Annotated in this window: 26 protein-coding genes; 10 read left to right on the top strand and 16 right to left on the bottom strand. The window is 32.8% G+C overall.

The annotated features are described in order from the left end of the window. Positions 1–4 precede the first annotated feature (4 nt). The 12 genes from ftsA to mraZ are packed head-to-tail and all read right to left on the bottom strand — an operon-like array spanning position 5 to position 13,542. Positions 5–1,459 (bottom strand): cell division protein FtsA, encoded by a 1,455-nt coding sequence (ftsA, locus tag G0Q09_RS06870; protein ID WP_219034378.1) that lies wholly within the window; start codon positions 1,457–1,459, stop codon positions 5–7. Further along, the gene (locus G0Q09_RS06865; protein ID WP_236688178.1) at positions 1,446–2,177 is read right to left on the bottom strand and encodes a cell division protein FtsQ/DivIB; all 732 of its coding nucleotides are present in this window, start codon (positions 2,175–2,177) and stop codon (positions 1,446–1,448) included. Before G0Q09_RS06865 ends, ftsA begins: the two co-directional genes overlap by 14 nt. A gap of 1 nt (position 2,178) precedes the next feature. Continuing rightward, the gene (murC, locus tag G0Q09_RS06860) at positions 2,179–3,519 is read right to left on the bottom strand and encodes a UDP-N-acetylmuramate--L-alanine ligase (RefSeq protein WP_125349641.1); all 1,341 of its coding nucleotides are present in this window, start codon (positions 3,517–3,519) and stop codon (positions 2,179–2,181) included. Continuing rightward, a complete protein-coding gene (murG, locus tag G0Q09_RS06855; protein ID WP_219034377.1) occupies positions 3,519–4,625 on the bottom strand; it encodes an undecaprenyldiphospho-muramoylpentapeptide beta-N-acetylglucosaminyltransferase in 1,107 nt (368 codons plus the stop codon). The genes murC and murG overlap by 1 nt, the downstream gene beginning before the upstream one ends. Then, a complete protein-coding gene (locus G0Q09_RS06850) occupies positions 4,597–5,796 on the bottom strand; it encodes an FtsW/RodA/SpoVE family cell cycle protein (RefSeq protein WP_219034376.1) in 1,200 nt (399 codons plus the stop codon). Before G0Q09_RS06850 ends, murG begins: the two co-directional genes overlap by 29 nt. Before the next feature lie 15 nt (positions 5,797–5,811). Next, a complete protein-coding gene (murD, locus tag G0Q09_RS06845) occupies positions 5,812–7,146 on the bottom strand; it encodes a UDP-N-acetylmuramoyl-L-alanine--D-glutamate ligase (protein WP_219034375.1) in 1,335 nt (444 codons plus the stop codon). A 2-nt stretch (positions 7,147–7,148) separates the two neighbouring features. Then, positions 7,149–8,390 carry a phospho-N-acetylmuramoyl-pentapeptide-transferase gene (mraY, locus tag G0Q09_RS06840; RefSeq protein ID WP_115001744.1) on the bottom strand — a complete coding sequence of 414 codons (1,242 nt, stop codon included), beginning with the start codon at positions 8,388–8,390 and terminating at the stop codon, positions 7,149–7,151. 3 nt (positions 8,391–8,393) lie between these two features. Further along, positions 8,394–9,857 carry a UDP-N-acetylmuramoyl-L-alanyl-D-glutamate--2,6-diaminopimelate ligase gene (locus G0Q09_RS06835; RefSeq protein WP_038332824.1) on the bottom strand — a complete coding sequence of 488 codons (1,464 nt, stop codon included), beginning with the start codon at positions 9,855–9,857 and terminating at the stop codon, positions 8,394–8,396. Continuing rightward, on the bottom strand, positions 9,854–11,836 hold the full coding sequence (locus tag G0Q09_RS06830) for a PASTA domain-containing penicillin-binding protein (RefSeq protein ID WP_219034374.1): 1,983 nt from the start codon (positions 11,834–11,836) through the stop codon (positions 9,854–9,856). The genes G0Q09_RS06835 and G0Q09_RS06830 overlap by 4 nt, the downstream gene beginning before the upstream one ends. Then, complete coding sequence (locus tag G0Q09_RS06825) at positions 11,814–12,173, bottom strand: FtsL-like putative cell division protein (RefSeq protein ID WP_052217625.1); 360 nt, start codon at positions 12,171–12,173, stop codon at positions 11,814–11,816. Before G0Q09_RS06825 ends, G0Q09_RS06830 begins: the two co-directional genes overlap by 23 nt. Positions 12,174–12,182: 9 nt before the next feature. Further along, positions 12,183–13,088, bottom strand: coding sequence for a 16S rRNA (cytosine(1402)-N(4))-methyltransferase RsmH (gene rsmH, locus G0Q09_RS06820; protein ID WP_125349647.1), 906 nt, complete (start codon positions 13,086–13,088; stop codon positions 12,183–12,185). After that, the gene (mraZ, locus tag G0Q09_RS06815) at positions 13,081–13,542 is read right to left on the bottom strand and encodes a division/cell wall cluster transcriptional repressor MraZ (RefSeq protein WP_038332815.1); all 462 of its coding nucleotides are present in this window, start codon (positions 13,540–13,542) and stop codon (positions 13,081–13,083) included. The genes rsmH and mraZ overlap by 8 nt, the downstream gene beginning before the upstream one ends. 262 nt (positions 13,543–13,804) lie before the next feature. Here mraZ and G0Q09_RS06810 point away from each other — a divergent pair, with 262 nt between their 5' ends. After that, positions 13,805–14,587: an alpha/beta fold hydrolase gene (locus G0Q09_RS06810; protein WP_038332809.1), complete on the top strand. Its 783-nt coding sequence runs from the start codon at positions 13,805–13,807 to the stop codon at positions 14,585–14,587. A gap of 2 nt (positions 14,588–14,589) precedes the next feature. After that, complete coding sequence (gene yihA, locus G0Q09_RS06805) at positions 14,590–15,222, top strand: ribosome biogenesis GTP-binding protein YihA/YsxC (protein ID WP_084106860.1); 633 nt, start codon at positions 14,590–14,592, stop codon at positions 15,220–15,222. Between the two features lie 34 nt (positions 15,223–15,256). Here the strand turns inward: yihA and G0Q09_RS06800 are convergent, their stop codons facing one another. The 3 genes from G0Q09_RS06800 to G0Q09_RS06790 all read right to left on the bottom strand — a co-directional run bounded on the left by G0Q09_RS06800 (position 15,257) and on the right by G0Q09_RS06790 (position 17,536). Then, positions 15,257–15,580 carry a hypothetical protein gene (locus G0Q09_RS06800; protein WP_219034373.1) on the bottom strand — a complete coding sequence of 108 codons (324 nt, stop codon included), beginning with the start codon at positions 15,578–15,580 and terminating at the stop codon, positions 15,257–15,259. A 40-nt stretch (positions 15,581–15,620) separates the two neighbouring features. Beyond that, positions 15,621–16,043 carry a type II 3-dehydroquinate dehydratase gene (locus G0Q09_RS06795; protein WP_115001756.1) on the bottom strand — a complete coding sequence of 141 codons (423 nt, stop codon included), beginning with the start codon at positions 16,041–16,043 and terminating at the stop codon, positions 15,621–15,623. 212 nt (positions 16,044–16,255) lie between these two features. Then, complete coding sequence (locus tag G0Q09_RS06790) at positions 16,256–17,536, bottom strand: replication-associated recombination protein A (protein WP_219034387.1); 1,281 nt, start codon at positions 17,534–17,536, stop codon at positions 16,256–16,258. A 113-nt stretch (positions 17,537–17,649) separates the two neighbouring features. Between G0Q09_RS06790 and G0Q09_RS06785 the strand changes: the two genes are divergently transcribed. The 5 genes from G0Q09_RS06785 (at position 17,650) to mscL (ending at position 20,262) form a co-directional block, all read left to right on the top strand. Further along, positions 17,650–18,054 (top strand): hypothetical protein, encoded by a 405-nt coding sequence (locus tag G0Q09_RS06785; protein ID WP_115001760.1) that lies wholly within the window; start codon positions 17,650–17,652, stop codon positions 18,052–18,054. Between the two features lie 58 nt (positions 18,055–18,112). Then, complete coding sequence (locus G0Q09_RS06780) at positions 18,113–18,619, top strand: thioredoxin family protein (RefSeq protein ID WP_125349652.1); 507 nt, start codon at positions 18,113–18,115, stop codon at positions 18,617–18,619. 98 nt (positions 18,620–18,717) lie between these two features. Then, a complete protein-coding gene (gene yidD / locus G0Q09_RS06775) occupies positions 18,718–18,951 on the top strand; it encodes a membrane protein insertion efficiency factor YidD (protein ID WP_219034372.1) in 234 nt (77 codons plus the stop codon). Next, positions 18,951–19,844 (top strand): prolipoprotein diacylglyceryl transferase, encoded by an 894-nt coding sequence (gene lgt, locus G0Q09_RS06770; protein ID WP_219034371.1) that lies wholly within the window; start codon positions 18,951–18,953, stop codon positions 19,842–19,844. The genes yidD and lgt overlap by 1 nt, the downstream gene beginning before the upstream one ends. Positions 19,845–19,878: 34 nt before the next feature. After that, complete coding sequence (gene mscL, locus G0Q09_RS06765; protein ID WP_125349655.1) at positions 19,879–20,262, top strand: large conductance mechanosensitive channel protein MscL; 384 nt, start codon at positions 19,879–19,881, stop codon at positions 20,260–20,262. Between the two features lie 74 nt (positions 20,263–20,336). Here mscL and G0Q09_RS06760 read toward each other — a convergent pair whose 3' ends face one another. Next, positions 20,337–22,865 (bottom strand): TonB-dependent receptor, encoded by a 2,529-nt coding sequence (locus G0Q09_RS06760; RefSeq protein ID WP_219034370.1) that lies wholly within the window; start codon positions 22,863–22,865, stop codon positions 20,337–20,339. Positions 22,866–23,101: 236 nt separating this feature from the next. On the opposite strand from G0Q09_RS06760, the gene G0Q09_RS06755 reads away from it, so the two are divergent. The 3 genes from G0Q09_RS06755 to G0Q09_RS06745 all read left to right on the top strand — a co-directional run. Next, positions 23,102–23,428 carry a Spy/CpxP family protein refolding chaperone gene (locus G0Q09_RS06755; RefSeq protein WP_038332782.1) on the top strand — a complete coding sequence of 109 codons (327 nt, stop codon included), beginning with the start codon at positions 23,102–23,104 and terminating at the stop codon, positions 23,426–23,428. Positions 23,429–23,745: 317 nt separating this feature from the next. Beyond that, positions 23,746–24,045, top strand: a complete 300-nt coding sequence (locus G0Q09_RS06750) for a transposase (RefSeq protein WP_125388334.1) — start codon at positions 23,746–23,748, stop codon at positions 24,043–24,045. Between the two features lie 134 nt (positions 24,046–24,179). After that, the coding region (locus G0Q09_RS06745) for an IS3 family transposase (protein WP_219034369.1) at positions 24,180–24,394 on the top strand (215 nt) is incomplete at its 3' end.

Here is a 24,394-nt window from a genome sequence, read left to right as displayed (position 1 = left end):
CTTATTATTCAGTTTCGTTGATCATTTGGATAAATTTATCCGTCCATTTCGAAAAGAAATTTTTCTTTTCTGGTTTAGATTTAGCTTCTTTCTTTTCACCAATTTCTTGATCCAAAAATTCGTCAACTATTTCTTCTCTTTTTGGTTTTTGGATTACCGATTCCTCCTCTACTATAACTTCTGCTTTTGCAGTTTTTTTGTGCTGAGTTGGTTGAATTCCAATTTCTAATTCTTCTTGGTTATTTAAGTTATTAATTACTGGTTTTTCATAAATTTCGTGCTGATAATTCGCCGCTAATTCTTCTAAACCTTTCATCAATAAACCTACAGATGTTGCATATTCTGGTCCGCTAATTTCCTCAGCTTTTGCACCAACAATATGTTCGTTAGAGTATCCAATTCTTACATCCATTCCTGTTACATATTCTGTAAGTTGACGAATGTGTTTCAATTTAGATCCACCACCTGTTAAAACGATTCCTGCAATCAATTTTTTGTTTTGATCTTCGCAACCGTAGTTTTTCAATTCCAAATATACTTGTTCCAAAATTTCCTGCACACGTGCATGAATAATTTGTGACAATCTTTTTAATGATATTTCTTTTGCTTCGCGTCCTTTTAAACCAGGAATCGATACAATTTCAGTTTCTTTATTTTCTCCTGGCCAAGCAGAACCAAATTTTTCTTTTAAAGCTTCGGCTTGCTTTCCAATAATAGAACATCCAACTTTAATGTCTTCTGTAATCACATTTCCTCCAAACGGAATAACAGATGTGTGACGAATAATATTATCCTTAAAAATTGCAATATCCGTTGTTCCACCACCTATATCAATCAATGCAACACCAGCTTCTTTCTCTTCTTCGCTAAGCGCAGCACTAGATGATGCAATTGGTTCTAAAGTAATACTTGCCAAACGTAAACCAGCAGCTTTTACACAACGTGCAATATTTCGGATGGATGAAACTTGTCCTACAACCACATGGAAATTAGCCTCTAAACGGCTTCCGTACATACCGATTGGTTCGCGGATTTCACCTTCGTTATCAACCTTAAATTCTTGAGGAAGAACATGGATAATTTCTTCTCCAGGTAACATGACCAATTTGTAAACTTGATTTGTTAATAACTTTAAATCATTATCATCAATCACGTCTTCTGAATTGGTACGAGTAATGTAATCGCTATGTTGTAAACTACGAATATGTTGTCCGGCAATACCAACAGTAACATCAGTAATTTTGACACCAGATGATCTTTCAGCCTTATCAATTGCCTCTTTTATCGAGTTAATGGTTTGTGTAATATTATTTACAACACCTCTGTGTACACCTAAGCTTTTTGCTTGTCCGTGTCCAAGAATTTCGATTTTTCCGTTCTCATTTTTTCGTCCGACAAGCGCTACAATCTTTGTAGTCCCTATGTCTAAGCCAACTGCAATCTTACTATTGTTCTCCATTTTTTATTCGTTTGGTTGCTACAACTTGGTTTACAAATTTCAAGCTCAATTTTTCATAATCTTCAGTTCCTATAAAATCAATGTATTGATTATAGAATAATTTTAGATTATGTAACTTCTGTTCAAAGTTGTTTAAAGTTCCTAATTCTATATAATAGTTTCCTGTGTTTACAATTAAATTAAAAGAACGTTGTCCCACTTTTTGAATGGCTATGATGTGATTTTTTAATAAATCGTCAGCTTTCAAAGCTTGAACAAATTTACTCAAATCTTCATATTCATTCGGTTTTACATCACCAGAAACTAAAATTACATCCGCTGAATTTAATTTAGATAAAGGCATTTTTCCGCCTTTTGTTGTCAAATAAAATTCATTTTTCAGCGTCTTTATTCTTGCTACTGCTGAGTTTGCTTTTATGTCAAGTCGTAAATGTCCGTTGATATCTTTACTGACTTGTACAGAATCCACAAAAGGACTCTCACTTACTTTTTGTTCGATTTCTTTTACATTCACCTCTCGTAGAGATTGTTTCAGAATGTCTTTTCCATCTTTGTTGATAATTTCTCTTATCGATTCATCATTAATAAAATAATTATCAACTGGCTGAACAAACGCCACGTCAATTTTTTTCACAGTACGCGAAGCATTCTTAATTACCGTAAAACTAATCAAACCGATTAGCAAGGCAACTCCAAAAATCACTTTTATGATTTTCAATTTACGCTTCACTTAACCACTCTTTTATTGGTTTAACAATTGTATCAATATTTCCTGCTCCAACAGTCAATAATACATCAAAATCTTGTTTTTTGATGTTTGCTAAACTATCTTCTAATGAAGATACTATTTTTTCATTTAAATTCACCTTTTCTAGCAACCAATTTGAAGTAATTCCTTCGATTGGTAACTCTCTGGCAGGATAAATGTCTAATAAAATCAAACTATCTAACTGCGATAAACTTTGTCCAAACTCTTCTGCGAAATCTCTTGTACGTGTAAATAAGTGAGGCTGAAATACTCCCAACACTTTTTTACCCGGATAAAGTTCACGAACTGAACGAATTGCTGCATTCAATTCTGTTGGATGATGTGCATAATCGTCGATGTAAATTTTTCCATTTGCTTCGAAACGATTAAAACGTCTTTTAACTCCAACAAAAGTTGATAAAGCTTCTTTAATTTTATCATGTGGAACACCCATGTAATCTGCAACAGCTAAAGCCGCAACCGCATTTTCCATATTGTGATGTCCTGGTAATAAAATTCCAACATCTGTCAATGAACCGTTTGGTGTTTTTACATCAAATACATAATGTCCATCAATAATTCTTACATTGTGCCCATCATAATCTGCGTCCAAATCTACTCCATACGTAAAAGCTCCGTCGAAAGGCAAACCTTTGTGAACAAATAATTTTTCTTCCACAATTGCCGCAAATTCTTGAAACGATTTTTTCACTTCATCACGCTCACCATAAATATCCAAATGATCTGCATCATCACTTGTGATAATCGCTAATTTTGGAGAAAGACGTAAGAAAGAACGGTCAAACTCATCGGCTTCTGCAACTGTATATTTAGATCCATTTAAGATGATATTCGAATCGTAATTTTCTGCAATACCACCTAAAAAAGCTGTACATTCTACATTCGCAACTTTTAGGATATGTCCTAAAATAGATGAAGTCGTTGTTTTTCCATGTGTTCCCGCAACACCAATATTGTATGTATGTTTGGTAATTTCACCTAACACTTCTGAACGCTTCATGACTTTAAAATCATTCACTAAAAAATAATTTAGTTCTGAATGATCTTTTGGTACTGCTGGCGTATAAATTACCAACGTATTTTTTGGATTAATTCCTGCTGGAATTAACTCGATGTTATCTTCAAAATGAATATCAATTCCTTCAGCAATCAATTCAGTTGTTAACTCGGTTTGTGTTTTGTCATAACCTACAACTTCTTTTCCGATTGACTTGAAGAAACGTTCCAAAGCACTCATTCCGATTCCTCCTGCACCGATGAAATAATAATATGTTTTATCTAAAATATTCATTATAATAAATTCAATAATATATCTACAATCTCTTTTGTCGCATTCGGTTTCCCTAATTGCTTAATGTTTTGAGATAATTTATTTTTTAATTCTTCATTGTTCGCCAAAGCAATTACTTCTTTGACTAAAATTTGTTTTGCATCTACATCTTTTACCATAATCGCTGCATCTTTCTCAACCAATGCTTGTGCATTTTTGGTTTGATGATCTTCTGCCGCTGTTGGCAATGGAAGCAAAATAGTTGCTTTACCAACAATACACAATTCAGAAATCGCCATTGCTCCTGCGCGAGAAACAATCATATCCGAAGCTGCATACGCATCTTTCATGTTGTAAATAAATTCGGTTACATGAATCGTTGGATATTTATCGCCAACCAAATTTTTGATTTTTTGATAATCTAACTTTCCTGTTTGCCAAATCAACTGAACACCACTTGCAACAAATTCGTCAAGGTTTTCTAACCAAGCATTGTTCATTGCTCTTGATCCTTGTGAACCACCAACTGATAAAATAGTTGGTTTTTCTGGATCTAATCCAAAAGCTGAAATTGCTTCTGCTTTTGAAGGTAAATTTTGAAAAATTTCGGCACGAATAGGATTTCCTGTATAATGCACTTTTTCTTGTGGAAACTGTGAAATTCCTTCGTAAGCTGTACAAATTGCACTCGCTTTATTTTTCAAAATTTTGTTGGTAACTCCCGGAAACGAATTTTGTTCTTGTAATAAAATCGGAACATTTTTGCTTCCTGCTACCCACAACATTGGTCCACTTGCATAACCTCCTGTACCAACAGCTAAATCTGGCTGAAAATCTTTGTAGATTTTTTTTGCAAGACTTAAGCTTTTTATCAATTTAAAAGGGAACTTTAAATTCGCTTTCATGTTACTTCTATCAAATCCAGAAATTGGCAAACCTTTTATGTCATATCCAACTTTTGGCACTTTTTCCATTTCCATTCTTCCTTCTGCTCCAACGAACAAAATTTGTGCATCTGGCAAACGTCTTTTAATTTCGTCTGCAATTGCAATGGCTGGATAAATATGTCCACCTGTTCCTCCGCCGCTTATTAAAACTTTAGGCGATGTCTTCGATGTATTCTTCACTTAATACTTTTCTATCTTGTTCTAATTCTTCTTGCGATTTAATCTGAGTACTTACACTCAAAATTATTCCGAACGAAATACATGTCATCCAAATGGATGTTCCTCCGTAACTAATCATTGGTAATGGTTGCCCCGTTACTGGAATTAAATTAACCGCTACCGCCATGTTTACCATTGCTTGTATAATAATTGGTAAGCCCACTGCAAACACAAGTAGCGTACCAAAAACGGTATGAATCTTTGATGCGATGATACAAATCCGTATTAAAATCAGAAGGAAAATTCCAATTAATAGAATTGCACCAATTGCACCATATTCTTCTACAATAATCGCGAAGATAAAATCGGATGATGACTGAGGTAAAGTTTGTTTGAAAACACTTTTTCCTGGTCCAGCCATTTCATTCAATCCTCTTGCAATTGCAGCTTTTGCGTGTAAAACTTGATAACTTTCTAATCCAGAATCATCATTAAATTTCTCGATACGTGACATCCATGTGTGCACACGAGAATTTGTTACTAAATCTGGTCGAGATAAAGCCATCCACACAAATCCGCCACCAAGAATAAAACCTACCGCAGCAATTGTAAATAAATATTTGAATGGAAATCCACCAATAATCAACAATATTCCACACATTCCAGCTAACATCAACGCTGTTGAACCATTAGAAGGAAAGATTAATCCTACAATTACAATAATTGGTAAGAATAATGGAACTGCTGTGTTTTTCCACGTATATTCTTTGTCTCTATTTTTTGTCAAATAACGAGCTATATAAATCAACAACGCTTGCGAAGCAATCATCGAGGGTTGAATACCAATTCCAGTTCCCGGAATCGTTAACCAACGTGCAGCATTTGCACCTCCAATGGTTAGTCCTTGTACGAGTGTTATTGCCAAAACTCCAGAAAGTATAACAACAGCTGTTAAAGCAAACAAACCAAACCAACGATAATCAATACGTTGTAATCCATAAATGATAAATAAACCAATTAATAAAATCACTGCGTGTTTACCTAAATGCCCAAAAATAGTTCCCGATCCTACCGTATACACCAAGTTAGAACTTGCTGAATAAACAGGTAAAAACGAAAATAGTGCTAACAATAAAATGAAAGCCCAAAGCGGTTTATCGCCTTTAAAATATTTTTGTACGATGTTAGACATTGGTTGGTTGTGTTATTATAATTTGCGTACGTTTTCTTTAAATTGATCTCCACGATCTTCATAACCATTGAACAAATCGAAACTTGCACAAGCTGGTGACAGAAGAACCGTTTCTCCTTTTGTTGCTAATTTATATGATTGCTCTACACAATCTTTCATTGTATTTGTCTCAACAATTGTATCGATATATGGACTGAAAAAATCAACAATTTTTGCGTTATCAACACCCAAACAAACAATTGCTTTCACTTTCTTTTTCACGAAAGGTAAAACTTCGTTGTAATCGTTTCCTTTATCAGTTCCTCCAACAATCCAAACAACTGGCTTTGTCATACTTTCCAAAGCAAAATATGTTGCATTCACATTTGTTGCTTTAGAATCGTTGATAAAATCAATTCCTCCAATTGTCAAAACAGGCTCTAAACGATGTTCAACAGATTTGAAATCTGATAAACTCTTTTTTAAATCCTCATTATTGATATCAATAATTTTTGCAGCTACAGCCGCAGCCAATGAATTAGAAACATTGTGTTTACCAATTAATCCTAAATCATTCACTAACATTGTAAAATCACCATTCGAATCGTTCACACGGAACAATTCATTGTTTGCGTATGCTTCATTTGTTGCATCCATCATTGTGAACGGTTTGCGATGAGCTCGAATATCAATCTTATCAATCATCTCCATTGTTTTTGGATCATCCAAATTGTAGATAAAATAATCGTTTTCATCTTGGTTTTCAGTAATTCTGAATTTAGCCTTTGCATACAAATCAAACTGATAATTGTATTGGTCTAAATGATCTGGTGTAATGTTCAGTAAAATTGCAACATACGGTTTGAAATCTATTTTGATATCATCTAACTGAAAACTACTTACTTCTAGTACATAATAATCGAAGTTATCTTCAGCTACAGATTTTGCAAAACTTTTTCCGATGTTGCCACCTAATCCTACATTTAATCCAGCTTGCTTTAGGATATGGAACATCAAACTTGTTGTTGTTGTTTTTCCATTAGATCCTGTAATCGCAATAATTTTTGCATCTGTATAACGAGACGCAAATTCAATTTCAGAAATAATTGAAATTCCTTTCGCTTCTAATTTCTGAATTAGCGCTGATTTTTTTGGAATACCTGGACTTTTCATTACTTCATCGGCATTCAGAATTAATTCTTCTGTGTGCTGACCTTCTTCATAAGCAATTCCGTGCTCCTCCAAAAGTTGTTTATACTTGTCTTTTATTTGTCCCATGTCCGAAAGAAAAACATCAAAGTTTTCTTTCTTCGCAAGAATAGCTGTTCCTACACCACTTTCTCCTCCTCCTAAAACGACTAATCTTTTCATTTTTATCTAATCTTTAAGGTAATAATACTAATTACCGCTAAAATGATTCCGATGATAATTGCACGTACCACTATTTTACTTTCGTGATAACCTAGCTTCTGAAAATGATGATGTAGAGGAGACATCAAAAAGATTCTGCGACCTTCACCAAATTTCTTTTTCGTGTACTTGAAATAAGACACTTGTAACATTACTGACAAACTTTCTGCGAAAAATATTCCGCACAAAATTGGTAGTAATAATTCTTTACGAACGATAATTGCTAAAACAGCAATAATTCCTCCGATTGTTAAACTTCCAGTATCTCCCATGAATACTTGAGCTGGATAGGTATTGTACCAAATAAATCCAATCAAACCTCCAAGAAAAGCTCCACAAAAAATCAAGACTTCTTCCGAACGCGGAATAAACATAATGTTTAAATAGTCAGCGAACATTAAATTTCCAGAAACGAAAACAAACATCGAGATGGCTGCCATAATCACAGCCGAACTACCTGCTGCTAAACCGTCGATTCCATCTGTTAAATTTGCTCCATTCGAAACTGCTGTAATGATAAAAATTACCGCAAAAATAAAAATCGCTGCAACCGCCCATGTAGGTCGATCTTGCGCATCCATCCAAAACAAAATATCAGAATAGTTGAATTCATTTCCTTTTACAAAAGGCATTGTCGTTTCTAATGTTTTTTCTTCTGAACCAAATTTTATTTGTCGGCTGTATTCTGTTTGTTCTGTTCCTACAACTGTTTTTACTCTATTTTCTTGATGTTTTACAGTAACTGTTGGACTGAAATAAAGCATTAATCCAACTACAACTCCAAGACCAACTTGTCCTAAAACTTTGAATTTTCCTTTTAAACCATCTTTATTTTTCTTGAAAACCTTGATGTAATCATCTAAAAATCCAATTACACCTAACCAAATTGTTGAAACCAATAAAATGATAATATATATATTATCTAATCTCGCAAAAAGTAAAGTAGGAATTAATGTTGCCAAAATGATGATTAAACCTCCCATTGTTGGCGTCCCAGCTTTTTCGACTTGCCCTTTTAAACCTAAATCACGAACAATTTCGCCCATTTGTTCTTTACGTAAATAACTGATGATTCGTTTTCCGTAAAACAAACTGATGAACATTGCCAATAAAATTGCCATTCCCGCGCGGAAAGACGTGTATTGAAACATACGCGCTCCTGGAAAATGGATACCTTCTAAATAATCAAATAAATAGTATAACATTCTTTATTTGTTCAATATTTTACTCAATTCTGATGCAACTTCTACATCAGAAAAATGTGTTCTTACTCCGTTAATTTCTTGATACGTCTCGTGACCTTTTCCCGCAATCAAAATAATATCTTTTGGTTCGGACATTTTAAGTGCTGTTTTTATAGCTTCTTTTCGATCTGTAATCTTCAAGGTGCGATTATAAAATTGCGCTTTTACACCAACTTCCATCTCACGAAGAATTTCTTCTGCATCTTCAGTTCTCGGATTATCTGATGTAAAAATAGCAAGATTAGATTTTTCGCTCGCTATATCCGCCATTTCTGGACGTTTTGTTTTATCACGATCTCCACCACAACCTACAACTGTTATTAGTTTTTCATTTTTGGTACGAATTCCTTCTATTGTATCCAAAACATTTTCTAATGCATCAGGCGTATGTGCATAATCTACGATTACGATAATTCCTGATTCTGTTTTGAATGTTTGAAAACGACCATCAACATTTCCAAGTGTGCTCAACGCTTTTAGAACTTCTAATTCATCTTGTCCTAAAATTGACGCTACACCAAAAACTAATAATAAATTATATGCATTGAATTGACCAATTAATGATGTCCAGAATTCTTTTCCATTGAATTCTAATTGCATTCCATCAAATTGGTGTTCAATAATTTTTCCTTTAAAATCTGCATCAGTTTTTAGCGCATACAATTTTTTCGTAGCAACTGTATTCTGAAGCATTACTTTTCCGTTTTTATCATCTGCATTCGAAATTGCCGTAGACGTTTTTGGCAAATCGTCGAAGAATTTCTTTTTTGCTGCAAGATAATTTGCAAACGTTTTGTGATAATCTAAATGATCGTGTGTGATATTCGTAAATCCAGCCACTTCAAAATGCAAACCAGCAATTCTATTTTGATGAATTCCGTGCGAAGAAACTTCCATAAAAGCAAATTCGCATCCTCTATCTACCGCTTCGCGAAACATTTTGTTCAATGTCAAAATATCTGGCGTTGTATGGGTAGACGGAATCACTTCACCATCAATCACAATTTTAATCGTCGAAATTAATGCACAAGCATAACCTAATTTTGTAAACAATTCGTACAACAAAGTTGTCGTTGTTGTTTTTCCATTCGTACCTGTAACTCCAACAAGTTTTAAATCTTTTGTTGGATTTCCATAAAAGTTAGAAGCTAAAATTCCTAATGCAATCGTTGAATTTTCAACTTTCACATACGTTATTCCATCAACTAAATTTTCTGGCAAAACTTCGCAAACAATTGCTTTAGCACCTAAACCAATCGCTTTTTCTATATACTGATGACCGTCAACTGTAACTCCATTTACAGCAACAAAAACATCATCGTTTGATACTTTTCTTGAATCAAATTGAATATTATTGACTTCAACTTTTGTTGAACCAATCGTTTCTGAGATGGAAACTTTATATAATACATCAACTAAATTTCTCATCCTTCCAACATTAAATAAATTGTCTCACCCTTCTTAAATCTTGTTCCCGCAGGAATGGATTGATTTGTTACTTTTCCAAACCCTGAATATTGTACATCTAACCCTAAATTTTCTAATACCGGAATTGCTTTAGATCCTGTATGACCAGTCACATTTGGCACTATATTTTTAGAATTACTAACATTAATATCATCTCCTTTTTTAAACTCTTTCACCGCGTTCTTTTTTACTAAATCGCGTGGCAAAGGTATGGGAGTTTTTGAATATACCCAATCGGCAATTTTCTTAAAAACCGGAGCAGTTACACTACCTCCATAAAACCCTTTGGCTGTATTTGGCTTGTGCACAACAACAATACAAGAATACTTTGGTTTTTCTGCTGGAAAATATCCTGCGAATGATGCACGATATTGCATTCCTTTACCGTCTCGCTTCCAATAATCAACACGAGCAGTACCTGTTTTACCAGCAATATCGTAATTACTATTACTAATAATACGTCCCGTTCCTTGTTCTACTGCTCCTCGAAGCATTTCTTGCATTTGTTTTACATTTTCCAAAGAAGTTAATTGATCAACCAAAACAACTGGTTCGAAAATTTTATCAGGTTCACCTTTACGTGTGATTTTATCCATAAATAATGGTTTCAACATTTTACCATTATTTGCCACTGCGTTGTAGAAAGTCACAATTTGAATTGGAGTTAACTGTAAACCATATCCATAACCCATTACAGGTAACGTAATATTACTCCAAGATTTACTATCTGGACGGTGCATAATTGGACTTCCTTCTCCAAGAATATCAACTCCAAGAGGCGAAGTCATATGCCATTTATCCATTTTTTTGAAGAAAGCTTTTGGATTTTCTCCGTAATATTTATTTATAATTTTAGCTGTACCAATGTTAGACGATTTTTTCATCACGCCATCTACAGTCAATGTTCCGTATCCGTGTGTATCTGTAATCGTACGACCATAGAATTTATAACTTCCACCTCCCGTTTCTACTGTCGAGTTTTTATTAATAAAACCATCATCCATTGCTGCAAGCAACGAAACTGTTTTGAAAGTAGATCCTGGTTCTGCAGCTTCACCAACCGCATAATTATAATCGTCTATATATGTTCCATCTTTTTTACGAGATAAATTCACAATTGCACGAACTTTCCCTGTCTGAACTTCCATCACAACCACACTTCCGTGTTGCGCTTCAAATTCAGAAAGTTGTTTGTACAAAGCATCATAAGCAACCATTTGCAAATCGGCATCTATTGTTGTGTAAACAGATGATCCGGCTTGAGGCTCTTGTTCCCAACTTTTCATTGGTTTCCATTTTCCACGTCCCATAAATTGCTCCCAACGACGACCTTCAATACCGCTTAATAAGTCAGAATAAGCTCCTTCTAATCCAACTTTTCCGCGTTGATCATCGTAACCAATTGTACGAATACCAATATCTTGAACGATTAATTCTCGTTTTGATTCAGTTTCATGAATAAATCCACCTTTGTTTTGACCTTTGTTGAAGATTGGAAATTTTTTGATGCGTTGATATTGCTCATAATCCAAATCTTTCACCAACATCATGTAACGATTTTTCTTTTTACGTTCTGTAGAAAATTTGTCGTAAAAATAAGAGGGAGATTTTGTAAACATCTTACCTAAAGAATCGGCAAGATTGTGCATTTCTGTTTTAAATAATTCATCTTTGATCACCGTCAAATCCACATAAACGTTGTGTTTTGTAACAGTTGTAGCCATTAATGCACCATTAGAAGCATATAAATTACCACGCTCCGCCGTAACGGTATCTAATCTAAAATTATTCTTTTCAGCAAAACGCTCTAATTCAACCCCTTCTACAATATTAATTCGAAACATAAAAACAATAATAAAGATGGCCCAAATCGCTAGCGCGCCGGCAAATACCCATCCTTTGATGACAATATTGTTTTTATTTTTCGCTGACTTCGTCATAAACTTTGTCTACTATATAATAAGGTTGTTTATCTGGAATTTTCAAACCATACACTGCTGTACGCTCCAAAATTTCCGTTTCTAATTGCATACGCATCAAATCGCGATGCTTATCTGTATATTGAGATTTTAAATCTTCTACTTTATCTTGTAATTCAGCGATTCGAACCACTTTACGATCAACTAAATGCGAACTCGAAATACTCAAAAAAGCCAAACCTACCAGATACAACATGAACTTCCAGTTTTGTTCTGAGCCAGTTTTGATTAAAAACTCACCTCTCAACAAACCTGTAAAAGTTTTTTTCTCTGGTAATATTTTTTTCTTTTTTGCCATTCCTATTTCTTAATCCTCATTACGAACCGCAATACGCATTTTCGCACTACGCGCTCTTGGATTTTCATTAATTTCTTCTTGCGTTGGCACAATCACCTTTGATTGTAAAGGTTTGAAAGGTGCCGACCAATTTCCAAAAACATCACGTTCAGGTTCACCTTCAAACATTCCGTTTTTCATGTAGCGTTTTGTTAAACGATCTTCTAACGAATGATACGAAATAATCACCAAACGACCACCTGGTTTTATCACTTCTCCACATTGCGTTAACATCTCTTTCAATGCAGCCATTTCATCATTTGCTTCGATTCGTAATGCCTGAAACATTTGAGCGAAAAATTTATTTTCTTTCATTTTTGGAATGAATGAAAAAATTTGCTTCAACTCATCAATTGTATTAATTTGTTTATCTGCTCTTGCTTTCACAACTTCTCTCGCCAAACGATACGAACCTTGCAATTCTCCAAAATCATAAAAAACACGAGCAAGATCTTCTTCTTCGTATTCATTAATAATTGTTTTGGCAGAAAGTTTTGCATTCTGATTCATTCGCATATCCAATTCTCCATCAAAGCGAGTTGAAAAACCACGTTCTGGCGTATCAAACTGATGAGAAGAAACTCCCAAATCACCCAAAACACCATCCACTTGTTTTATTCCACGAAATCTTAAATTATTTTTCAAGAATCTAAAATTTTGCTCAACTAACTCAAATCGATTATCATCAATTTTATTGCGAACCGCATCCACATCTTGATCAAATGAAAATAATTTTCCATTTTGATCCAAACGACTTAATATTTCACGTGAGTGACCTCCACCCCCGAACGTACAATCTACATATATACCTGATTCGTTAATAATTAACGCATCAACACTATCTTTTAATAATACTGGATTATGATATTCACTCATCTTCTCCTAAATTTCCCATTACATCTTCTGCCAAAGAAGCAAAATCTAAATCATCTACATTAATCGACTCTTCATATTTGTCTTTATCCCAAATCTCGATCATGTTTACAGAAGAATTCAGAACAACTTCTTTATTAATTTCTGCAAATTTCACTAAATCTTTTGAAATCTGTAGCCTTCCATTTGCATCAACTTCGACAATTTTTAATCCAGCCGTAAAAATTCTAATAAAATCATTGTTTTTCTTCACAAATCGATTCAATTTATTCAAATCATTCATCACTTTTTCCCATTCTTTCATAGGGTGCAGTTCTAAACAATTTTGAAACACAGATCTTTTCAACACAAAGCCATCTTCCAAACATTCAGCAAGTTGTTTCTTCAAACCCGCTGGTATTGGGAGCCTACCCTTTGTATCTACCTTACACTCATATGTTCCAATTAATGAATTCATGATAGAATTTTTCCAAAAATAAATAAAATATTACCACAAATTACCATTTTTTACCACTTTTATTGAAATAGTTATCAACAATTTAAAATTTAGTATCAGATAGTTATGTTTTTTCTAACGCTAACCCCATGTATAAAATGAGAAATAATGTTTATATAGACCTTGTTTTGATAAGTGATTAATATGGATTGTTAAAGTTTTTCATATAAACCACGAAATAAAAAATATAATTAATTAAATTTGTCGACTTAATATCGAGTAAATGTTTTTTAGCTTAAAGAAAAAAGATAAGTTCTCTTACATAGAAGAAGGAGAAGGACAACCAATTGTTTTGCTTCATGGATTAATGGGTGAACTTAGCAATTTCAGCTCACTTACAAATTATTATGCACAAAGAGGATATAAGGTTTTCGCACCAGAATTGCCATTATATTCTTTATCTGTCATCAATACTAATATCAAAAATATTGCAAAACATGTTGCAAATTTTATTGAAGAAGTCGTTAAAGAACCAGCTATTTTAGTTGGAAATTCTTTAGGAGGACATATTGGTTTGATGGTTTGTCACAGACATCCAGAATATGTAAAAGCACTTTGTTTAACAGGAAGTTCTGGTTTGTACGAAAAATCTTTTGGAGAAACTTATCCAAAACGTGGTAATTACGAATATGTAGAACGTAAAACGCGCGAAGTTTTTTACGATCCTGCTATCGCTACAAAAGAAATTGTAGATGATGTTTTTGACACTGTAAATGACAGAAATAAAGCTATCAAAACTTTATATATCGCAAGAGACGCGATCAAATCTAACATGAAAGATGATTTAAAAGACATCAAAATGCCTGTTTGTTTGATTTGGGGAAAACAAGATAATGTAACTCCACCAGAAGTTGCAATAGAATTTGAAGAAGAATTACCAGACGCTTCTTTATTTTGGATTGATAAATGTGGGCACGCTCCAATGATGGAACACCCTGAATTATTCAACGAAATTTTATACAAATGGCTAATCGAAAAACAATTAGATCCAGCCACTAAAGCATAATTATGATTAAAAAAGCTGAATTCGTAAAAAGTTCGCAAAAATATACAGATTGTCCAGATCCTTTCAAACCAGAATACGCATTTATTGGGCGTTCTAATGTTGGAAAATCGTCATTAATCAATATGTTAGCAGATAAAAAAGCATTAGCTAAAACTTCTGCAACTCCAGGTAAAACTCAATTGATTAATACATTCGAAATGGACGATACTTGGTATTTAGCCGATTTACCAGGTTATGGTTTTGCTAAAGCACCAAAAGGTGTTCGTGGTGGTTTCAATAAAATGATTTATGATTACATTGAGTTTCGTAAAAACTTGGTCAATGTTTTTTTATTGATTGATTCTCGACACACGCCTCAAAAAATAGATTTACAGTTTATGGAATGGTTAGGAAACAAACAAATTCCGTTTGCGATTGTGTTTACAAAATTAGACAAACTAACGAGTACACAAATGCAAAAAAACTTGAATCACTACAAAAACGAGTTATTAAAAACTTGGGAAGAATTACCAAAAATATTTACAAGTTCGGCTTCGAGTAAAATTGGTAAATTAGAAATCTTAGGCTACATTGATAGTTTGAACGAACATCTTGTAGACGAGTTTAAGAAAGAACAATACAAAAAAGAATATTAAAAAAGTCGGAACATAGTTCCGACTTTTTTGTTTATTACTCTCCTAATTCAGCAGATTTTGTTTTCAAATCATTGATACAAGGTTCTATTAATTTCATTAATCGTTCTTGTAATTCAGGTGTTGGATTATTCATTTGCATCATTTCTGTATATGTAAATTCATCCATCATTTTATCTGTCGAACAGTCACAATATTTTGTAATCAGCTCTTTTTTAGCCGCAGATATCCCTGGTGTTATTGCCGCTTGTTCACAAGCCGTCATTGCCTGAGCTTTTTGCTCTGTATTGTTTTTATCAGCTTTCGATTTACAGCTAATAATGGTTAATCCAAAGATTAATCCTAAAATAATTTTATCCATAGGTAATAGATTTTAATCTTGTTAAGATAATGATTATTAATTATTTCACAAAATTATTCACAGCTTCAACATAACCTGGTAAACCTTTTCCTGAAATAATTTTTAGACAACTTTCACCTGTTACACTATTTTTTCTGAAATCTTCGCGCGCATAAATATCCGAAATATGAACTTCTATCACTTTAGTCGTAATCGCTTTTATCGCATCTGCAATCGCATACGAATAATGCGTATACGCTCCAGCATTCAAGATAATTCCGTCATATTTAAAACCAATTTCGTGCAATTTATCAATAATATCTCCTTCGTGATTTGATTGAAAATAATGCAACGAAACTTCTGGAAATTGCTTTCTCAATTCGTGTTCAAAAAAATCTTCGAAAGTTTGTGTTCCATAAATCTCTGGTTCGCGAACGCCAAGTAAATTTAAATTAGGTCCGTTTATAATTTGTATTTGTTTCATTTTCTTTATTTTATAAATATAAATCTCTTTTTTAGATCGAAAAAGTTTAATTTTTTCTTTTTTTTAATCAATTTTTTACTTTTTATTAAGTTTTGGCATAAACCTTGTGTATATACAATTACCAACCTATTATCATATAAACCAATCTAAACCAAAAAAATCAACCAAACCTTAAAATCTCAGTTAATCAAGATTAACTGAGATTTTTAATTTTAGTACCCATACTTTCCTTTCCACTTTTGATTAAGTGATTGTTTATCTACTTGCTCACGTTTATTATTTCCTGGTTCATAAAATGTAATTCCAGAAATTTCATCAGGTAAAAATTCTTGCTCAGCAAAATTTCCTGGAAAATCGTGCGAATATTTATATTCTTTTCCATAATCCAAATCTTTCATTAACTTAGTTGGTGCATTTCGTAAATGCAACGGAACAGGCAAATCACCCGTTTGCTTCACAACTTGTTGCGCTTTACCAATCGCTAAATAGGTTGCATTACTTTTTGGAGAATTCGCTAAATAAACCGCACATTGACTCAATAAAATACGAGATTCTGGATAACCAATCACCGAAACAGCCTGAAATGTATTATTCGCCAAAATCATTGCAGTTGGATTTGCATTTCCCACATCTTCGGAAGCTGAAATCAACATTCTTCTCGCAATAAATTTCAAATCTTCACCACCTTCAATCATTCGAGCTAACCAATAAACCGCTCCATTTGGATCTGAACCACGAATCGATTTGATAAAAGCCGAAATAATATCGTAATGCTGTTCTCCCGTTTTATCGTAACGTGCTAAATTTTGCTGAATACGTTCATGCACAATTTCATCATTGATGATGATTTTATCTGTTGGAGAAAAACTATTAATCACCAACTCCAAACCGTTCAACAGTTTTCTTGCATCACCACCCGAATATCTTAATAATGCATTTGTTTCAACTAATTCAATATTTAATTTAGATAAAACCGTATCTTTTTTTATAGCTCGTTCGATTAAATCAACTAAATCTTCTTTTTCGAGATGTTTCAATACATAAACTTGCGCACGCGAAAGCAAAGCTGGTACAACTTCGAAACTTGGATTTTCGGTTGTTGCTCCAATCAACGTCACCAAACCAGTTTCTACCGCTCCCAACAAACTATCTTGTTGTGATTTATTGAAACGATGAATTTCATCTATAAATAAAATAGGATTTTTTGTTCCTGAAAACAAATTTTGATTCTTTGCTTTTTCAATTACTTCACGTACTTCTTTCACACCAGAATTTATGGCGCTCAACGTATAAAAAGGTCGATCAGTTAATTCGGAAATCAATTGTGCAAGTGTCGTTTTTCCTGTTCCTGGCGGTCCCCAAAAAATCATCGAAGCAATCATATCATGTTGCAACATCATTTTTATTGGTCCGTTTTCGCCCACCAAATGCTTTTGATTAATGTATTCTTCAAGCGTTTTTGGACGCATTCTTTCAGCTAAAGGAGCATTCATAAAATCTTGTTTAGATTTCAAAGTTAGGGAATGTTTTGTCAAAATGAATGATTTTTTAGACGACATGTTTTGGCATTTAGATTTATTTTCTTTGTGTTAGAATAAAAATTAAAATGATGAAGAAAGCGTTAGAATGTGCTTTAATTTTAACAAGAAAGCACCAACTTTTGGGTGATAAAATTGCTTTATCAACTGATTATTTGAAAAAGATTGAACTAAAAGATAAACAATCAGAAATCAATAAACAAATGATTGAGTTTTTGGTCGAATTGCAAGAATTTGTCGAATTTATCAGAGTTAATCAAGAACTTAGATTGATGTATGTTGAATTGGTAAATTATTATTTCACGCAAATTCATCATCAAATTAATTTTTATGAAATTGAATTGGATCGTTTAGAATTTGAATCAAAATTCTCTATCAATATGATTAATCAATTTAATCAAAACGAAAAAAATAATGAAATAAATTCGGTTCAAGAAAAACTAAATTTATATTACACGATTATTAATTCGTAGAAAAACGTTTTCGGCATAATTTTTTATTGTAAATTCGACTTAATATTTAGAATTTGAAATGAAAAAATTAACTATGTTTTTTAGCTTAATGATTTTATCGTTAAGTTTTGCATTTGGTCAACAAACTGAAAAACCAAAAATTTATAGTGAAGAAGCAAATCCGAAAGTAGATATCGCGAATGCGGTACAAAAAGCTTCTGCTGAAAAGAAACACGTTTTATTGCAAATTGGTGGTAATTGGTGCGCTTGGTGTGTGATGTTTGATAAATTGACAAAAGAAAATCAAGAAGTAAAAGATTATATTGCGAATAATTATGAAGTGGTTCATGTAAATTATTCTCCAAAAAATAAAAACGAAGAAACGTTAGCTGCATTGAAACACCCAGAGCGTTTTGGATTTCCTGTTTTTGTAATTTTAGATGAGAAAGGAAATTTAATTCACACACAAAACTCAGCTTATCTTGAAAGCAAAGAAGTGAAAGGACATGATCCGAAAGTTGTGTTAGAGTTTTTACAAAACTGGTCTTACAAAGCATTAGATCCAGCGAGTTATACTAAAAAATAATATGCGTTAAGCACGTATCGTATAGAGAATCAATCTGCAAAAGCATAAACTTTTTAGATTGATTCTTTTTTATTTCGGTTATTGATTAACTTTGCGAGATGAACAAAATTTTGGTTACACCATTTATTCTGTTGGTAAGATTTTATCAATTAGCAATTTCTCCTTGGATGGGAAGCAATTGTAGATATCAACCAACTTGCTCTTCTTATATGATAGAGGCGCTAAAAGAACATGGTTTGCTGAAAGGTTTGTGGCTCGGAACAAAAAGAATTAGTCGCTGTCATCCTTGGGGAGGACATGGATACGACCCTGTACCTAAAAAGAAAAATTAATGATTAACTTAATTTCGTTTATCGATTGGAATCCAAAACCTTATTTATTTGAAATAGCAGGATTCAAAGTACATATTTACAGTTTATGTTGGATAGTTGCCTTTGTCGTAGGCTGGTATTTGATGTCAAATATTTTCAAGAAAGAAAATCAGAAAAAAGAATTACTTGACCCTTTATTCCTTTACACATTTATTGGAGCAATTGTAGGTGCAAGACTCGGAGAATATATTTTTTATGATCCTGCTGCGTTTATTGAACGACCAATCGAAGTTTTCTTACCTGTACAACACTCACCAGGACAAAGTGCTTTCTTTGGATTATTACAAGATTACGAATTTGTAGGATTTAGTGGACTTGCAAGTCACGGAGCTGCATTAGGTGTAATTTTAACTTCCTATTTATTTAGTAGAAAATATTTGCATCGTAATGTATTGTGGTTGTTAGACCGTATTGCTGTTGTTGTTCCTTTTGGTGGAGCTGCGGTTCGAATTGGAAATTTTTACAACTCAGAAATTGTAGGAAAAGCATCAGAATTACCTTGGGCAGTAAAATTTCATCAACAAAGTTTGGGATATGGAGAAGTAATTCCTCGTCATCCAGCTCAAATTTATGAAGCGATTGGATATGTTATCTTAGGAATTATTATGCTTTATATGTACAACAAAACAGATAAGACAAAATATTTGGGAGCTTTGTTAGGCATATTCTTATTTTTATTATTTTTAATACGATTTGTTGTTGAGTTCTATAAAGAAAATCAAGGAGAAGAAGCAGTTGCTCAAATGTTGAATATAGGATTAAACAATGGTCAAATCTTAAGTATTCCTTTTATGTTAATCGGTTTATACTTATTTATCTCTTCTAAAAATAGATTAGATATCAATCAACCTTAGAATTATTATAAACTTAGAAATAAATTATAGACTTATGGGATTTTTTAAAGAATTTAAAGAGTTTGCAGTAAAAGGTAACGTAGTAGATTTAGCTGTCGGTGTAGTTATCGGTGGTGCCTTTGGTAAAATTGTTACTTCTTTAGTTGAAGATATCATTACGCCAGCCATTTTAAATCCAGCCTTGAAAGCTATTGACGCTGAAAATTTAGCTGCATTAGTAATACCAGGGACTGCAATTAAATATGGTAGCTTTTTAGCTGCTGCTATTTCTTTTATAGTTGTTGCATTTGCTTTATTCGTAATGATTAAAGGAATTAACAAATTGAAAAAAGAAGCCCCTGCTGAAGAACCAGCTCCTGCAGGACCAACACAAGAAGAATTATTGGCTGAAATTCGTGATTTGTTAAAAAACAAATAATTCGTTTTCATTCAAAATGATAAAAAAATGGATCGCAATTGCGATCCATTTTTTTATCGATTATTTTCAAACTCTTAAGAAGCTGCTTGCATTTGCATTTCTTCTCCACCTCCCATTTCTTCTCCATCTGGGCGTTGTTGTTTATTCTTTTCTCTTTCGTTTGTTTTCTTAAAACGATATGTAAACGATAAGTTAATTGAACGTTTCATCCAACGCATACTTTCGTAATTAGTGTAATCTGCTCCATAAGTAGTAGATTCTCTTTTTCTTGAGTTGAACACGTCACGAATATTTAAAGATAATGTAGCTTGTTTGTTGAATAAATCTTTTGATAAAGAAAAATCCATTGACAAATTATCTTCAATTTTTTGTTGAGCCGTTTTCATGCTTCCCATGTAATTTCCAGCAACCTGAATTTTGAAATCTGCAGGTAATATAAAGTTAGAAGACAAACGTCCACGAGAACTAAATCCGTCTCCAGAGAAATCTTGCGTATCTACTTTTGTACTTTCTACTCCTGTTACAGGATCTTTTACAACGTTTGTTTCTTCGTAGAAACCTGTTCTATTGTATCCAAATAAATTTACATTGAACATCAAACTCCACCATTTAGCTGGTTTGTAAGTCGCTGTTAAATCTAAACCATAACGATCTTCATCACCAATGTTGATTGGTTTTGTAATAAATACTTCATCTCCGTTATCGTTATAATTTTTACGTTGAAACTGATTAATCATATCAGTTGTTCTTTGGTAAAATAAACTTGGCGTTACCATCAACTTTCCTACAGTTGTGATATAAGCTAACTCGTATGAATTTGTATAAGTAGGATTAAGATCTGGATTACCATTTCTTACATTTCTATCATCTGTTGCAGAAAAGAAAGGCATTAACATGAATCCCATTGGACGACGAACACGACGAGAATAACTTAATTGTAATTCGTTTTTCTCAGTAAACTTATAATTCAACGTTAATGTTGGGAATAAATCTGTATATTTTTTTGAAATATTTTCTCCGCTTGTGTAGTTTTTGATTTTCATATCAGAACTCTCTAAACGTAAACCTGCGAAGTATTGAAATTTTTCTCCAATCGCATTTCCATATTGTGCATAAGCCGCAAATACATTTTGTTGATTATCTACATTTGCAAAGAATCTACTATCTTCTTCATAATCTCCAGCGTCAGTTAAAAAGAATGTTTTGTTATTAGTTTTCGTATCACTAAAATCTGCACGAGCACCCAATTCAAATTTTCCTTTTTCTCCAATTGGACGAACGTAATCTGCCGTTAAAACAATATTTTTCTGATCTTCTAAATTATCAGTAATACGATTTGTAATTTTATCTTTATAAATTCCAGTTGTTTTATCAAGTTCTTTTGTCAATCCATCAACAAGACCATCTTCGTCTTCTTTTTGAGATGAAAAACGACCTGTAAAAACAAATTCATGACCTTTTTTATCAAACTCGTGTTTATAATTAAAATCTAAATCAAAGTTATTTTCAATTTCTTTCTCATTCTGAAGATTATATTCATTCTTCAAGAAAGTCATTGCATTATCAAAATAATTATAATCAACTAAAGCATTGTTATTTCCATTATTGTAACGATAACCTGCAGATAAACCTATTGTATTTTTATCATCTAAATAATATTCTCCACCCAAACGAATGTTGTAATTTCTACGAATTCTATTATTATCTCGGTTTGTAGATCTATATTGTTTTACAACATCTGTTCCTTCATTATAACTTGTCATAAAAGCAGAACCTTCACCTTCTCTATCCATATAACGAGAACCTAAAGTTGTAAAAATGTTATATTTTTTTGTTTTATAATTCAAGTTTACATTTCCTCCAACCATTTTAGGAATTCCTCCATTCAAGGTTACAGAACCATTAAAACCTGTATTAGAACCTTTTTTCAATACAATATTGATGATCCCCGCAGAACCTGAAGCTTCGTAACGAGCAGAAGGGTTTGTTACCAATTCAATACGTTCTACATTTTCGGCTGGAATATTTTTTAAAGCTTCCGCTACATCCGAAACACCTAACATTCCCGAAGGTTTTCCATCAATCAAGAATTTTACATTATCATTTCCTCTCAACGAAACATTTCCTTCTGCATCAACAGAAACCGATGGTACATTTGCTAAAGCATCAGACAATGTTTGACCTTGCGACATTGGATCATTCGCCATATCATACACTTTTTTGTCCAATTCTACCTTATAAATTGGTTTTTCCGCTGTTACAACCGCTGCTCCTAACGAAACTGTTTGCGTCGTTTTTACAGTAAAAGTTCCTAAATCTAATGCAGATTCTAAATTAATCTGTTTTTCTATTACATCGTATCCCAATGGCTCAATCACAAGAACATATTGCCCAGCCTTTGCTTCTACTGTAAATTCTCCTTTTGCATCCGTTGCCGCTTCTGCCACAACTCCATCTTCCGAGCTTTCAAGCGATATTGTAGTGTATTCTACAGGTTTGTTTTCACTTGATAAGACTTTCCCTTTAATTTTTAAAAGCTCTTGCGCATTCAATCCTGCACAAACACAAATAAAAATCAAAGCAAATAAACTTCTTAACCTCATTTGTTTAATTTTTCGTTTTGTAGTTTTATAATTTTACAACTTGTTTGACAATCCTTTTTGAAAAAGGTTTAATCGATTTCAAAAATAATTTAAAAAAATATTGGTCGATTATTCATCTCAAATGTTACATCTTTTAAAAGATTTCATCATAACCGAAAAATTTTAACATTTATTGTTTTAAACCTTTTTAATTTTTTGAAGTCTTAAGAATAAATAAACAAAAAAAGTTGATAATTATGAGAACAGCATTTTATAAATATGTAGGATTAGGATTAATTGCTTTCACTTTAACAACTGCTTCAGCGCAAGACAGAAATGAAGGATCGAGAGAGCAGAAATTACAACAATTAAAAAAAGATTTGAACTTGACAGATGCGCAAGTCATCAAAATCAAACAAATTGAGGACAGCTACAAAGACGAAAAAATTGAATTGAAAAAGAAAATGAAAGAAGTTCGTCAAAAGGAGTTTAATGAAATCAATGCTGTTTTTACGCCAGAACAAAAAGCAACATTGAAGGAATTGCACGCCAAAAAACATCAAAATAAAAAAGGAGCTAATTAATAGCTCCTTTTTTATTTAATACAATTATTACAACTTAATACGTTTATCTTTTTTACAAAGCAACTAGGCAATCGTCACAACACCTGAGTTACAAAAACCTTTTACATACATTCTACTGCCACTATGTTGCCTTCATCTTGCCTTGATGTTGGGAGTATCCTGCTACTGTCCCGTCCTAATGACCCGTCCTAAAATAACTATACATGTTTTTAAATAAATCCTGTTATAGTTATACACCAATTGATCTTAATCCTAAATTGGATATCCTAACGAAAGTTCCAGAGTAAGAAAAGGTATATAATACTTATCTTACAATTATGAAAGGAATAAAAAATCATTACGATGCTTCATTTAAATTACGAGCGGTAGAATTGAGTTATGAAAGAAGTAATATATCGGAATTAGCAAGGGAACTTGGAATAAAAGCCTCCTTATTATACAAATGGCGCAAAGATTATCAAGAATACGGATCCAATAGTTTTCCAGGAAAAGGTAATTTAAAACTAACGCCAGAACAGGAGCGAATAGTTGAATTAGAAAGAAAGCTTAAAGATGCAGAATTAGAACGTGATATCTTAAAAAAAGCAATCAGCATTTTCTCCAAGAACGGTCGATGAAATATAGATTTATAAAGAATCACGAGTGCCAATTTCCGATTGAGAAAATGTGTATTATCTTAAAAATCCACTCCAGCAGCTATTATAAATGGAAAAATAAAGGTTGCTCCAATCGACTTTTGAGAAAAAATTTGATGCTAGATAAAATAAAGTATCTATATTTTAAATTCAAGCAGAGATATGGAAGTCCTCGAATTCATTCAGAATTAAATGCTTTAGGTTACAGAATATCAGTTAAAACAGTTGCTAAATATATGCAAGAGCTTGGTTTAAGAAGTAAATTAAGTAAAAAGTTTAGAGTTACAACAAATTCTAAACATAATTATTTAACTGTAAATAATCTTCTTAA

Source organism: Empedobacter falsenii, from assembly GCF_019308355.1.
In the GTDB taxonomy this organism is placed as follows: domain Bacteria; phylum Bacteroidota; class Bacteroidia; order Flavobacteriales; family Weeksellaceae; genus Empedobacter; species Empedobacter falsenii_B.
The sequence above is the reverse complement of the archived record's forward strand: the minus strand, read 5'-3'. Positions and strand labels throughout refer to the sequence as shown.